This window comes from Branchiibius hedensis (assembly GCF_900108585.1).
Lineage (GTDB): Bacteria > Actinomycetota > Actinomycetes > Actinomycetales > Dermatophilaceae > Branchiibius > Branchiibius hedensis.
In genome coordinates this window covers 3,133,886-3,147,224 of record NZ_UESZ01000001.1, presented here as the reverse complement: position 1 = coordinate 3,147,224, position 13,339 = coordinate 3,133,886, and the positions used below count along the sequence as shown (strand labels likewise).

Here is a 13,339-nt window from a genome sequence, read left to right as displayed (position 1 = left end):
ATGGTGCCTGCATCGTTGCCGGCGGAGGTGGCGACCGCCGTTGCCAACACCAAGGGGTTCATGCCGCAGGACGAGGGAGAGGCGTTGCACGCACACGCGCTGCGGTCCTCGCCGGGCACGTGGTTGGAGATCGGGACCTACTGCGGCAAGTCGACGCTGATCCTCGCCGACGCAGCCCGTCGATCCGGATCGTCGTTGGTGACCGTCGATCACCACCACGGCTCGGAGGAGAACCAGCCCGGCTGGGAGTGGCACGACACCGCCATGGTCGATCCGGTGTCCGGCCGGCTGGACACGCTGCCGACCTTCCGGCCGGTGCTCGACTCGGTGGCGGACGTCTGCAGCGCGGTTGTCGGCTCGACCCAACAGGTCGCGTCGTGGTGGGCATCGCCGCTCACACTGCTCTTCCTGGATGGCAATCACACCGAGGAGACCGCCCAGCACGATTACGCGGCCTTCGCGCCGTTCGTGGTGCCCGGCGGGACGCTGTTGGTGCACGATGTCTTCCCGGACCCGGCCGACGGTGGGCAGGCGCCGTGGCACGTGGTGCAGCGGGCGTTCTCCGAAGGTTTCGTCGAGATCGCGCAGCACGGCTCGCTGCGGGTTCTTCGCCGCACCTGACGCTGCTTCTTCTGCTTGCAGACTGCTAGCATGAAGTACATGGCGACCCTCTATGTGCGCGACGTGCCCGACGAGGTTGCAGAGACGCTCAAGCGACGAGCAGCAGCCCAGGGCACTTCTTTGTCGGTTTACGTAGCAACCGAACTGGTGAAGCTTGGCGCCCGGCCCTCCAACGATGAGGTCGTCGCCCGGCTTCGTCGCCTCGATCGCTCCGCAGCGCCCTCCTCCTCCGAAATCGTCTCGGTGATCCAGGCCGCGCGGAAGTGATCGTGGTTGACGCCTCCGCGATGGTGGAGGCGTTGGTTGGTCGTGCGCCGGACGATCAGTTGCTTGACCTCCTCGCCGGGGATCTGCATGCTCCCTACCTGCTCGACGTTGAGGTCCTCTCGGCGCTGCGTGGCCTCGAGCTGGCGAACAAGATCCCGGCGGCGGTCGCTGCCGTGGCGAAGGCGACGTTCTTCGAGTTCGCCGTGACTCGATACGAGACCGAGCCCCTCGCGGAGCGCATCTGGCAGTTGCGGCGTCAGTTCACCGCCTACGACGCGTCGTACATCGCGCTCGCCGAGGGTCTGGATGCGTCGCTGCTCACGTGTGACAAGAAGTTGGCCGGCCGCGGTCACACCGCGCTCGTCGTGGTCTGCTGACTTCTAATGACTAGATGCGTGGTGTCGGGAGACAGGACACTAGGTCGGTGACGAACGAGACGGGCGCTTTAAGTGGGATCGTGGTCGCGGACTTCGGCCGGGTGCTGGCGGCGCCGTACGCGACGATGCTGCTGGGCGATCTCGGTGCCGACGTCATCAAGATCGAGCGCCCCGGCACGGGCGATGAGACGCGCGGCTGGGGGCCGCCGTACACGCCGGATGGTCGCTCGACGTACTTCGAGGCGATCAATCGCAACAAGACCTCGCGCGCGCTGGACCTGAAGTCGGACGCCGACCTCGCCGCCGCCCGGGAACTGGCCGAGCGCGCGGACGTCGTCGTACAGAACTTCCTGCCCGGCACGATGGAGAAGTTGGGGTTGGGGTACGACGACCTGCGGCTGGTCAATCCCGGCGTGATCTATTGCAGCGTCAGCGGATTCGGCCAACAGTCGACCTCGCCGGGTTACGACCTGCTGATCCAGGCGACCGGCGGCCTGATGAGCGTCACGGGGCCCTCACCCGATGAGCCGACGAAGGCCGGGGTGGCCCTGATCGACGTACTCACCGGGGTGCACGCAGCGGTGGGCATCATCGCGGCGCTGTTCCACCGGGAGCGCACCGGGCAGGGGCAGCGGGTCGACATCGACCTGATGAGTACGTCGCTCGCGACCTTGGTCAACCAGGCGTCCGGTTACCTGCTGGCCGGGAACGTGCCGCGTGCGATGGGCAACGCTCACCCGTCGCTCTCGCCGTACGACGTGTATCAGGCCGCCGACAAACCGATGGTGATCGCGTGTGGCAATGACGCCCAATTCCGTTCTCTGGCAACGGTGGTCGGTGCCCCGGAATTGGCCGATGATCCTCGCTTTGTGCGGAACGTCGACCGGACGGAACATGCCGGGGAATTGACCGAGCTCCTCAACCAGCGGCTGTCAGGACGCGCCGCGCAGGAGTGGTGCGAGGCGCTCGCCGCGCAGCGGATCGCGGCCGGGCCGATCAACAACGTCGCCGACGCGTTCGCCTACGCCGAGTCGATGGGGCTCACGCCGGTGCAGGACTGCGCCGGCACGCCGGTCGTCGCCAACCCGATCAACCTGTCGCAGACGCCGGTGACCTACCGCCTCGCACCACCGAAATTGTCAGATAACTGATGCGCTGGTGGCGGCGACGTGGCCTCGCCAAAGCGGCGCGATCGGCGTACGAGCGGCTCGAACCGCATGTCTACTACCCCGGTGCCGATCGACCCGATGCGGACACTGACGATATCGAACGAGCGATGAGTCTGGCCTCGATCCAAGCTGACCTGGTGGGCACGTCGCCGAACGATGTCGTGAGTAGCGTTGCCACGCGAATCGCGGTCATCCGCAAGTTGTCCGCCCTCGGTCGGCCACTTGCAGAAGGCGCGGAGAAGCAGGCTATTCGCGACGCTGCCCTGGACCTCTACGAGGCCGATACGTCGGTAGCGTGGATCGTGCTGAACGCGCAATTGGGCGAGGCTTTGGCGGCGCCCTTGGTTGCCAGTTGGCTGGCTGGGCAGATTCCACCAGACAGCACTGATCCGCGGTCGGCAGGCGACGCGGAGGTACGCGAGCTGCTCGCTGAAACCTTCGCCGACGCTGCTGTCACAGACCTTTCGGCGCGGGAACAGTCTGACCTCGTGCTGGGCGAGCCGGTGCTGAGCACGGATCGCGCCGACCGATGGATCCAGAAGCTCGTCGACGATGTCTGGTCCGGCGAGCCGCAGCGGACGATTCCCGAAGTGAGCCGCAGGGAGCTGCGCGATCAGCTACTCCGTCGTTTCGGTACCTGACCAGTTCTCGTCGAGTGGTGGCTTACGGTGGCGCGGATCGTGCTGCGGGTGACCAGTTCGCGTCGAGTGGTGCCTTACGGTCGCTACAGCGCACCGTCAGGCGTCGGTGGAGCCGTTCGCCTGCTGCTCGGCGATCTCGGCGTGGATCTTGTCCATCGGCAGGTTGCGGACCTGCTCGATCACCTCGGCCAGCGCCCGCTGCGGCAACGCACCCGAGTCGGCGAAGACGAGGACACCTTCGCGGAACGCCATCACGGTAGGGATCGAGGAGATGTTCAGCGCGCCGGCGAGGTTCTGCTGCGCGTCAGTGTCGACTTTGCCGAAGACGATGTCGGAATGCTGCGCCGAGGCGGCCTCGAAGACGGGGCCGAACTGACGGCACGGACCACACCAGGTCGCCCAGAAGTCGACCAGCACGATGTCGTTGTCGTTGATGGTTGACGCGAAGTTCTCTTCGGTCAGCGTGGTCGTGGCCATGGCCCTGCTCCTCGTATCTGCAGTCAAAACTTCTCGCTCTTGTTCAACGTGTTCTCGCGGCAAAGATTCCCCCACATCGGCCGCACAGTGTCCGCCCAGCGGAATCACCTTTGGCTCATGCGTGGATGGCATGGTGAACTATGGGCATGTCTTCGACCGCCACCTATACCGCGATGCGCCTCACCCAGCGCGCCGCGATGTGGCATCGCTGTCGCGTTTGAGCACATCCGCTCACGTCCGAACAGCCCGGGTCCACCGCCCGGAACCCCAACCCACGAAGGCTTCACACGAAATGTCCACACCCTCGGTTTCCTCGCTCGGTATCCGTGACTTCACGGCCGAGCAGCTGATCCGGATTGCGCGCCTGTTCGCCTCCGACGACAGCCACGCCGGCCAGGTCGATCTGACCGTGACCGAGCGGCAGCGGATCTCCCTGGACTCCAACGCGCACCTTGAGGTCTGGTTGATGGTGTGGCCGGTCGGGTCGACCACCGGGTGGCACGACCATGGGCAGGCCGCCGGAGCGTACGTCGTGGTGACCGGTGAGCTGATCGAGGAGTCCCGCCGGGGTGGCTCGGTGGGCGACTTGTTGCTGGAGAAGGGTGACGAGCGGGCCTTCGGGGCGGGCCACATCCACAACATGACCAACGTCGGGGACACCCCTGCGTTGACCGTGCACGCCTACTCCCCGGGCCTGACCGAGATGACCCCGTACGAGTTGGTCGACGGCCGATTGGTGCCGGTCAACCCCTAAGCACTAGGCTGGCGGAGGCCGCGCGCCCCGTTCTGCAGCGCACGCGCCTTTGCGATTCATCCCGTCGATGCCACTGTGACGCGCTCGCACCCGCGAGGAACCGCGCCGGGCAGAACCGACCGCATCACCCTGTTCTTTCGGAGAACCTTTGTCACTCAGTACTTCTGCACGTCCTGCTGCCCAGAAGGCAACAACCTCGTTCGGCGCGCTCGGCGTGCCGGCCCCGTTGGTCGAGGTCCTCACCACCGCGGGCATCACCCAGCCGACCCCTATCCAGACCGCGACCCTGCCGGACTCCCTGGCCGGGCGCGACGTGCTGGGCCGCGGCCGTACCGGCTCCGGCAAGACCTACGCCTTCCTGCTGCCTCTGGTGGCGCGGTTGGCGGCCAGTTCCGGTCGACGTACGCCGAAACGCCCCCGGGCGCTGATCCTGGCCCCTACGCGGGAGCTGGCTACCCAGATCGACGAGGCGCTCGCGCCGCTGGCGGCGAAATACCGTCTGACCTCGCGCACCGTCTTCGGCGGCGTCGGTCAGGGCCCGCAGGTCAGTGCGATTCGCAGCGGTGTCGACGTCGTCGTCGCCTGCCCGGGCCGTCTCGAGGACCTGATGGGGCAGGGTCATGTCGATCTGTCGGCGGTCGAGATCACCGTGCTCGACGAGGCCGACCACATGGCCGACCTCGGCTTCCTGCCCGGTGTCCGCCGGATCCTCGCCAAGACGCCGCAGCGCTCGCAGCGGCTGCTCTTCTCGGCGACGCTCGACTCCGGCGTCAACCAGTTGGTGAAGGCGTTCCTGCACCAACCCGTTACGCACGAAGCCGATTCGGCGCAATCGCCGGTGTCCGCGATGAGCCACCACGTCCTGCACGTGGCCGACAAGGACCACCTGCCGGTGCTGACCGATCTGGTCGCCGCTCCCGGACGCACCGTGGTCTTCACCCGGACCAAGCACCGGGCCAAGAAGCTTGCGCGTCAACTGAATTCGATCGGCGTACCCGCAGTTGAGTTGCACGGCAACCTTTCTCAAGGTGCGCGCACCCGCTCGATGGACGCGTTCCACTCCGGCGCCGCGCAGACCTTGGTCGCGACCGACATCGCCGCACGCGGCATCCACGTCGACGACGTCGCGCTGGTGATCCACGCCGACCCGCCGGTCGAGCACAAGGCCTACCTGCACCGTTCCGGACGTACGGCGCGTGCGGGCGCCCAGGGCACCGTCATCACCCTGATGACCGACGACCAGGTGCGCGACGTGCGGGACCTGACCCGTCAGGCCGGCATCAAGCCGACCACCACTCGGGTCACCGCGGAGCACCCGCTGCTGCGCGAACTGGTTCCCGGGGAGCGGACGTTCGCTGAGCCGTCTGCGGTCTCACCGGCTGCCGCACCCGCTCAGGCGAGTGCCGGCGGCAACCGCGCGTCGGGCTCGGGCAACCGCTCCGGTGGTGGCCGCTCGGGTGGCCGCGGACGTTCTCACCGCTCCTCGGCTCAGTCCGGCCGATCGGCGTCCGGCCAGTCCGGGCGTTCGGCGTCCGGCCAGTCCGGGCGTTCGTCGTCGGGCCGCACCGCAAGTAGTTCCGGGAGCGGCCGTTCCGCCCAGCCGGCCACTCGCCGGTCGGGTGCAGCGGACTTCTCTGCGCGCCGCTCCAGCCGCGCTCGCTGAGCTAGCCCTACGCGGCCGGCTTGCTGATGTCGGCCACGGTCGCCTCGAAGCCCCGCACCAGGTCGTCGGCCTCAACCCAGAGGCTGCGACCTGGTGCGCCGGCTCCCATCGAGATCCGGCGGCCGACGATGCTCGAGTCGGCATAGACCGGCCAGTTGCCTTCTGCGCCAAACGGGGTGATGGTGCCGCGCGCGTATCCCGTTGCTGCGAGGGCGTCGTCGGCGTCGGGAAGTCGAAGCTTGTTGACCCCGACGACCGCTCGCAGCTTGGCCCAGTCGATCTGTCGGTCGCCGGGCACCAGGACCAGCAGGTAGTCACCGTCGTGTCGTTTCAGCACAAGGGTTTTCACGATGTCAGCGGTGCTGATGCCTTGTGCGTCGGCCGCCTCCTGCAGTGAGTTGGACGGCGGTCGCTCGATGACCTCGATGGCGATACCGCGATCGACGGCGTCCTGTTCAGCTCGGGAGAGATCGCTCATGGGGCCAGTATGCTTCGCGACGTCAGCCCCCGACCGTTGCAGCAGGTGAAAATGACCGACCACACGCACGCCCAAGTGCACCGGATCCGGCGCATGAGCGGCCGCGACCCCCACGAAGAAGGCCGCGTCTCCAGCCCGCTGGAGTTGCTCTTCGACCTCACCTTCGTGATCGCGGTCGGGGTCGCGGCGACCTACCTGGCCGAGGTCACCGCCGAGGGCCACATCCTGCCCGCGCTGCTCGGCTTCGGTTTCGCGACCTTCGCGATCACCTGGGCCTGGATCAACTTCACCTGGTTCGCGTCAGCGTTCGACACCGACGACTGGGTCTACCGCGCCATGACGATGGTCCAGATGGTGGGTGTCGTCATCCTGGCCCTGGGCATCCCGGCGATGTTCCAGTCGATCGAGGAGGGTCACCACCTCGACAACCGGGTGATCGTCGCGGGGTACGTCGTGATGCGCGTGGCGATGATCTCCCAATGGTTACGGGTGGCCAAGCAATCGCCGGAGTACCGGGCGACGGCGCTGCGCTACGCCAAAGGGGTTGGTCTGGCGCAGATCGGCTGGGTTGTTGTCGCGATCGTCGAACTGCCGCTCGTCCCGACGTTGTGCCTGACGACGGCGCTGACCGTCTTCGAGATGCTGGTCCCCGGCTGGGCGGAATCGACTGCCAAACCCACCCCGTGGCACCCGCACCACATCGCCGAGCGCTACTCGCTGTTCGCGATCATCGCCCTGGGCGAAGGACTGGTCGGCACGATCGCCTCGTCCACGGGCGTCCTGGGCGGTGAGCATGGTGGCCACTGGACCTGGGATGCGGTGGCCGTCGTCATCGCCGGAGTCGGCCTGACCTTCGGACTGTGGTGGATCTACTTCATCAACCCGTTCGGCAAAGTCTTGGAGCACCGGCCGCAGTACGCCTGGCTCTTCGGCTACGGCCACATCATCGTCTTCGGCTCGATCGTCGCCGTGGGTGCCGCACTGCACCTGGCCGGGCTCTACGTCGAGCACCACACCGAGTTGTCGGCGACCCAGGTCATCACCTTCATCGCGGTCCCGATCGCGATCTACATCGTGTCGATCTACGTCATCCACCTGGCCCTGCTGCCGGTGTGGTCCTGGCTCTACGCCTGGATGATCGCCTCGGCGCTGATCGTGTTGGGTCTGGCCATCGTGTTGGCGGCGGCAGGAGTGTCCGTCCCGGTGTGTCTGCTGATCGTGATGGTGGCACCGTTCATCCAGGTCGTGGGCTACGAGTGGCGCGGGCACAACTTCCAGCAGCAGGCCTTGGACGAACTATCGGATTAACCTTGCTGGATGGCTGAAGAGCTCGTCACGTGCGACATCGCTGATCAGATCGCCCGGGTGCACCTGAACCGTCCGAGCAAGCTCAACTCGCTCACGCTGCCGTTGCTGGCGCAACTGGTGCAGACTGCGCAGCGGCTGCGCGCTGATCGTTCGGTGCGGGCCGTCGTCCTGGCCGGAGCCGGCGACTCCTTCTGCGCCGGACTCGATTTTGCGTCGGTGGGCAAGGACCCCAAGAAGCTGTACCTGGGCTTCGTGCCCAACCCGATCCGCGGCACCAACCGCTTCCAGGAGGCCTGCTGGGCATGGCGCCGGCTGCCAGTGCCGGTGATCGCGGCGGTCGAAGGACACTGCTACGGCGGCGGGATCCAGATCGCGCTGGCCGCGGACTTCCGAATCACCCACCCGGAGGCGAAATGGTCTGTCCTGGAGGGTAAGTGGGGCCTGATCCCGGACATGACCGGGGTGCGCTCACTGTCCGAGCTGGTCGGGGTCGAGACGGCGAAGCGCTTGACGATGACCGCCGAGGTGATCACGGGCGCCCGCGCGCACGAACTCGGGTTGGCCGGCCAGGTCAGCCTCTCGCCGTACGACGATGCGCTGGCCCTGGCGCACCAACTCACCGAACGCTCCCCGGACGCCCTCGCCGCCGCCAAGCGGCTCTTCGACAAGGCTGGTGGGGTATCCCCGCGGCGACTCTTCGCCGCCGAGCGGCGCGAGCAACTGCCGCTTCTGCTCGGACGCAACCACAAGGCTGCCCGGGTGGCCGGCCTCAAACGTGAGACGCCGACGTACGCCGATCGCGCGCGTCGATGAGTGATGCCTGGCAACAGCTGAGCACCCGAATCGTCTACGACAACAACTGGATCCGGGTTGTCGAGGACGAGGTGATCCGACCCGACGGGTCGCCGGGGATCTACGGGGTGGTCGAGTTGCAGCATCCGGCGGTGTCGGTTGTCGCGATGACCGATGACGACGACGTGCTGCTGGTCGAGATGGACCGCTACACGGTGGGTAAGACCTTGGAGGTCGTCGCCGGCGGCACCGACGGGCAGGCTCCGGAGGTCGCGGCGGCCCGGGAACTGCTGGAGGAGACCGGCGTCGTCGCCCGGACGTGGCAACGAGTGGGGGAGTTCAACAGCCTCAACGGGGTCTGCCGCGCGTGGACGACGGTGTTCCTCGCCACGGATCTGACGAATCCGCCGCAGGAGATCTCCGATCACCAACTCGGCGAGGGCATCAGCGCGGTGCTGCGGGTGCCGTGGCCCGCGGTGATGCGCCTGATCGGCGACGGCACGATCACCGATAGCGAGAGTCAGTCGTCACTGATGCTCGCTGCCGTAGCGCTGGGCCGCGTGGGGTAGGTAGGTGCCACGGTGTGAAGGTCGACCAGCGGCTCGCCGGCGACTTCGGCAGCCTCCGACCCGAACATTGCGGCCGTCATCTCCCGATCGACGTAGGGCGTTGGGTACCAGTTCCGCTCGACGAGCTGCGTGGCGCTGAAACCGAAGTGGTCGCCGAGCCAGCTGACCGCGGGCTGTGCGGCAGGTAGGAGGGTTTCGCGCGGTAACTGTCGGGCTGCCGTTCGTGACACCTTCGCGAGCATCCGCGTCACCCCGGTCTGGGAGACACCGAGCTCCAGGGCCAGCTGCTCGTGAGTAACGCCCGTCAGGCTGGCCGCCTTGACCAGCAAGATTCGTTGCAGCCGGGCGACCTCCGCGGACCAGACGACGGATTCGTACTCGCGTCGCCAAGCGGGATCGGCACCACGCGGCATCCGGCCATCTCACAGCAACAGTGGTGTCGCGGGAGCGCGCGGCGTGGGCCGCTGTGGATAACCGGTTGGGGGCAGACTGCTGTCGCGGGCGCGACGACCAGCAACCGCAGGTTCGCGACCCCAGGTAACCGGCGGGGGCAGACTGTTTTCGCAGGCTTCATGACTTCGAGTCATGAAGGCGGCGAAATGAGTGTCCCCACTCCAGGGCCGCGAGGCCGATGGCGGCAAACTAGGGGATCAGACCGGAGCCGGAGCTCCACGGGAAGTTGATCCACCGGTCGGTGGCCTTCCAGGAGAAGTCCGGCGAAATGATCGTGGTCGGCTTGCTGTAGATCACCGCAGTGCGGATCTCGCTGGCGTGCGGTTGCAGCAACTCCACGACCAGGGCCAGCGTCTTGCCCGAGTCGACGACGTCGTCGACGATCAGCAGCTTCTTGCCGGCCAGAGCACCGGTGTCCAGCAGCGGTTCCAGCACGACCGGCTCGGGCAAGGTCTCCTCGATGTCGGTGTAGAACTCGACGTTCAACGTCCCGGCCGCCTTCACCTTCAGCGCGTAGGCGATCGCTCCGGCCGGGATCAGTCCGCCGCGGGCCACGGCGATGACCAATTCGGGCACGAAACCGGAGCCCTCGATGGCCGTAGCCAACTCCCCGGACGCTTGCCCGAACAGGTGCCAGGTCAGATTCTCGCGGTCATCAGAGGTGTCGGACACGCGCTCACGGTATCCGCAACTGGGCCTCGACCGCGCGGTGGTCACTGCCGTTGGCCGGCAGCACCGACACCTCGTGGGTCTGGACGCCACGCAGCAAGACGTGATCCAACCGGATCAGTCCGACGCCAGCAGGCCAGGTGAAACCGAACCCGAACGACGAGCCGCGCGCTTCCGGAGCGGCCGCGGACAACTCCTGGAACGACGGATCCGTCGAAGCGGCATTGAAGTCGCCCATCATCACGATCCGCTGGGATGGATCGGCTCGCACGACGGCGCTCAGATTCGCCAGCATCAGGTTGCGGTCGGCGAATTCGTTCCAGCGCACCGAGGCCATGTGCACGACGTAAACCCGCACCGTCCCCGACGGCGTGGCGACGTCAGCCCGGAAGGCGCGCGCCCAGGAGAACCCCAGGCTCATCGCCCGGGTGTTGCTGATCGGGTACTTGCTCCACAAGCCGACCGTCTGGATCGCGTAGTGGTAGCGGTACCCGCTCAGCGTGTCGGTGATCGAGGTCCGCTGCGTCGGGGTGAACTCCTGCAGCGCCACCAGATCGGCGTTCTGTGCGGCCAGGTTTCGCACCGTGGCGACCGTGTCCGGGTTCTCCGCCTGCACGTTCTGGCTGATCACGCGCAGGTTGCTGGACGAGGCGAGATCCCGGGCCGGCAGCAGGTACGGCGCGCACACCGCGAACCATGTCCCGGCCGCGACCAGCGCGGCGACGACCGCGACGATGCTGCGCCGGGCGGCCGCCCAGACCACCAGCACCAGTACAGGGATCCACAGCCAGGGCAGGAGCGTCCCGAAGACGTTGGTGATGCCACCGCGGTGCGGCAACTGGCCGTGCAACGCCACCACCAGCGCAAACAGCAGCGCGAGGATCGCGCACACCCACGCGGTACGCCGCGGCCGGGCCGGGTCGAAATCCTCCGGCAACCGCCGGGGCTGGGTCTCGATCGGGCTGGTCATCGCTCGATTCTCCCAAGGGAAACTGTGGCTGACCCCCATAGAATCGCGGCCATGGACTTCTACAACAGTTACGCGCACGGCTTCGCGCGGGTAGCTGCGTGTGCCACCCCCACCGCGATTGCGGACCCTGCCACCAACGCGGCCACGGTGATCGCACAGGCGCAGGAGTGCCACGAGAAGCACGTCGCCGTGGCGATCTTCCCCGAGCTGACCCTCTCCGGCTACGCCATCGACGACCTGTTGCTGCAGGACCCGCTGCTCGACGCGGTCGAGGCAGCCCTGGCTGACATCGTCGCGGCCAGCAACGACCTGCTGCCACTGCTGGTCATCGGCGCCCCGCTGCGGCACGGCAACCGGCTCTACAACTGCGCAGTCGTCGTACACCGCGGCCACATCCTGGGCGTCGCGCCGAAGTCCTACCTGCCCAACTACCGCGAGTTCTACGAGAAGCGACACTTCGCCGCAGGGGACCTGATCACCGGCCAAACCCTCACCTTCGGCGCCGGGGCGCCCGATCGGCGTACGTCGATCGCCGGACTTCAGGTGCCGTTCGGCACCGACCTGCTGTTCAGCGCGAGTGACCTGCCCGGGCTGGTGCTGCACGTCGAGGTGTGTGAGGACATGTGGGTGCCGGTGCCGCCGAGCTCGGTCGCGGCGCTCGCGGGTGCGACGGTCATGGCCAACATCTCCGGGTCGCCGATCACGGTCGGGCGAGCCGACGACCGGCACCTGTTGTCGCAGGCGCAGTCGGCAAGATGTCTGTCGGCATACCTGTATGCCGCTGCGGGACAAGGGGAGTCGACGACAGACTTGTCCTGGGACGGCATGACGATGGTCTACGAATGCGGTGGCCTCCTGGGGCAGACCGAGCGTTTCCCGGAGGGTCCGGTCGCCACGATCGTCGACATCGACCTGGACCGGATCCGCCAGGACCGGTTGCGCGATGGCTCGATCGACGACAACGCGCGGACATACGCCGATTGGTCCGGGACGTTCCGCACCATCGACTTCGAGGTCGCGCCGCCCGCCGGCGACCTGGGCCTGCTGCGGCAGATCGACCGCTTCCCGTTCGTGCCGGACGACCCGGCCCGGATGGCCCAGGACTGTTACGAGGCCTACAACATCCAGGTCTCCGGCCTGATGCAGCGGTTGCGGGCGATCGGTCAGCCGAAGGTGGTCATCGGGGTGTCCGGTGGTCTGGACTCCACGCACGCACTGATCGTCGCCGCACGGGCGATGGACAAACTGGGCCGGCCGCGCTCGGACATCCTGGCCTTCACGATGCCCGGCTTCGCGACCGGATCGACCTCCAAGGGGTTCGCGCACGCGCTCGGCGAAGGATTGGGGGTCACCTTCGAGGAGTTGGACATCAAACCCGCGGCGCGGCAGATGCTCACCGACATGGGGCACCCGTTCGCTGGGGGTGAGCCCGTCTACGACGTGACCTTCGAGAACGTGCAGGCCGGTCTGCGCACCGATTTCCTCTTCCGGATCGCCAATCAGCGCGGCGGCATCGTCCTGGGCACCGGCGATCTGTCCGAACTCGCGCTCGGCTGGTGCACCTACGGTGTGGGCGACCAGATGTCGCACTACACGGTCAACTCCGGCATCCCCAAGACCCTGATCCAGCACCTGATCCGCTGGGTGGTGACCGAGAAGTTCTTCGACGAGGCGGTCGGGCAGACGCTGGCCGGCATCGTCAACGCGGAGATCTCCCCCGAGTTGGTCCCCGCCGGCGAGGACGAGAAACCGCAGTCGACCGAGGATGCCATCGGGCCCTACGCGCTGCAGGATTTCAACCTCTATCACGTGCTCCGGTACGGATTCCGGCCCAGCAAGATCGCCTTCCTAGCGTGGCACGCCTGGCACGACCCGGCCCTGGGTGATTGGCCGGAGGGGATGCCGACCGATCGGCGTACCGGCTATGACCTGGAGACCATCACGCACTGGCTGGAGGTCTTCATCAAACGGTTCTTCGCCTTCAGCCAGTTCAAACGCTCCGCCCTGCCCAACGGGCCCAAGGTGGTGCACGGGGGCTCGCTGTCCCCGCGCGGCGACTGGCGAGCGCCCTCCGACGGCAACGCGGCCGTCTGGCTGGCCGAGCTGCACGAGGCCGTCCCCCGCTAGCGAC

16 protein-coding genes are annotated in these 13,339 nt (G+C 67.1%); 11 read left to right on the top strand and 5 right to left on the bottom strand.

What is annotated here, in order from left to right; genetic code table 11:
- From DR843_RS15240 to DR843_RS15220, 5 genes are all read left to right on the top strand, one after another.
- Positions 1-621, top strand: a complete 621-nt coding sequence (locus DR843_RS15240) for a class I SAM-dependent methyltransferase (RefSeq protein WP_211310335.1) — start codon at positions 1-3, stop codon at positions 619-621.
- 30 nt (positions 622-651) lie between these two features.
- Complete coding sequence (locus DR843_RS15235; protein ID WP_245934147.1) at positions 652-888, top strand: FitA-like ribbon-helix-helix domain-containing protein; 237 nt, start codon at positions 652-654, stop codon at positions 886-888.
- Positions 889-890: 2 nt separating this feature from the next.
- Positions 891-1,265, top strand: coding sequence for a type II toxin-antitoxin system VapC family toxin (locus DR843_RS15230; protein ID WP_245934146.1), 375 nt, complete (start codon positions 891-893; stop codon positions 1,263-1,265).
- Positions 1,266-1,312: 47 nt separating this feature from the next.
- The gene (locus DR843_RS15225) at positions 1,313-2,416 is read left to right on the top strand and encodes a CaiB/BaiF CoA transferase family protein (RefSeq protein WP_109687160.1); all 1,104 of its coding nucleotides are present in this window, start codon (positions 1,313-1,315) and stop codon (positions 2,414-2,416) included.
- A gap of 155 nt (positions 2,417-2,571) precedes the next feature.
- Complete coding sequence (locus DR843_RS15220; protein ID WP_146202595.1) at positions 2,572-3,075, top strand: hypothetical protein; 504 nt, start codon at positions 2,572-2,574, stop codon at positions 3,073-3,075.
- Positions 3,076-3,171: 96 nt separating this feature from the next.
- Here the strand turns inward: DR843_RS15220 and trxA are convergent, their stop codons facing one another.
- Complete coding sequence (trxA, locus tag DR843_RS15215; RefSeq protein ID WP_109687156.1) at positions 3,172-3,552, bottom strand: thioredoxin; 381 nt, start codon at positions 3,550-3,552, stop codon at positions 3,172-3,174.
- 292 nt (positions 3,553-3,844) lie between these two features.
- Here trxA and DR843_RS20135 point away from each other — a divergent pair, with 292 nt between their 5' ends.
- Complete coding sequence (locus DR843_RS20135; protein ID WP_170119886.1) at positions 3,845-4,306, top strand: cysteine dioxygenase; 462 nt, start codon at positions 3,845-3,847, stop codon at positions 4,304-4,306.
- Between the two features lie 148 nt (positions 4,307-4,454).
- Positions 4,455-5,969, top strand: a complete 1,515-nt coding sequence (locus tag DR843_RS15205; protein ID WP_109687154.1) for a DEAD/DEAH box helicase — start codon at positions 4,455-4,457, stop codon at positions 5,967-5,969.
- A gap of 7 nt (positions 5,970-5,976) precedes the next feature.
- Here the strand turns inward: DR843_RS15205 and DR843_RS15200 are convergent, their stop codons facing one another.
- On the bottom strand, positions 5,977-6,447 hold the full coding sequence (locus tag DR843_RS15200; RefSeq protein WP_109687152.1) for an aminoacyl-tRNA deacylase: 471 nt from the start codon (positions 6,445-6,447) through the stop codon (positions 5,977-5,979).
- Positions 6,448-6,498: 51 nt separating this feature from the next.
- Between DR843_RS15200 and DR843_RS15195 the strand changes: the two genes are divergently transcribed.
- Genes DR843_RS15195 through DR843_RS15185 form a run of 3 tightly spaced genes read left to right on the top strand, consistent with a single transcriptional unit; the run spans position 6,499 to position 9,116 of the window.
- A complete protein-coding gene (locus DR843_RS15195) occupies positions 6,499-7,755 on the top strand; it encodes a low temperature requirement protein A (protein WP_218564414.1) in 1,257 nt (418 codons plus the stop codon).
- Positions 7,756-7,764: 9 nt separating this feature from the next.
- The gene (locus tag DR843_RS15190) at positions 7,765-8,568 is read left to right on the top strand and encodes a crotonase/enoyl-CoA hydratase family protein (protein ID WP_109687150.1); all 804 of its coding nucleotides are present in this window, start codon (positions 7,765-7,767) and stop codon (positions 8,566-8,568) included.
- Entirely contained in the window at positions 8,565-9,116 is a 552-nt protein-coding gene (locus DR843_RS15185) for an NUDIX domain-containing protein (RefSeq protein WP_109687148.1), read from the top strand. Before DR843_RS15190 ends, DR843_RS15185 begins: the two co-directional genes overlap by 4 nt.
- On the opposite strand, the gene DR843_RS15180 is transcribed toward DR843_RS15185, so the two are convergent.
- From DR843_RS15180 to DR843_RS15170, 3 genes are all read right to left on the bottom strand, one after another.
- Positions 9,068-9,529 (bottom strand): hypothetical protein, encoded by a 462-nt coding sequence (locus DR843_RS15180; protein ID WP_109687146.1) that lies wholly within the window; start codon positions 9,527-9,529, stop codon positions 9,068-9,070. The two genes, DR843_RS15185 and DR843_RS15180, sit on opposite strands and share 49 nt — an antisense overlap.
- A 229-nt stretch (positions 9,530-9,758) precedes the next feature.
- Entirely contained in the window at positions 9,759-10,241 is a 483-nt protein-coding gene (locus DR843_RS15175) for a phosphoribosyltransferase (protein ID WP_109687144.1), read from the bottom strand.
- A gap of 4 nt (positions 10,242-10,245) precedes the next feature.
- Complete coding sequence (locus DR843_RS15170; protein WP_170119885.1) at positions 10,246-11,208, bottom strand: endonuclease/exonuclease/phosphatase family protein; 963 nt, start codon at positions 11,206-11,208, stop codon at positions 10,246-10,248.
- Between the two features lie 51 nt (positions 11,209-11,259).
- Here DR843_RS15170 and DR843_RS15165 point away from each other — a divergent pair, with 51 nt between their 5' ends.
- On the top strand, positions 11,260-13,335 hold the full coding sequence (locus DR843_RS15165; RefSeq protein ID WP_109687140.1) for an NAD(+) synthase: 2,076 nt from the start codon (positions 11,260-11,262) through the stop codon (positions 13,333-13,335).
- Positions 13,336-13,339 lie beyond the last annotated feature (4 nt).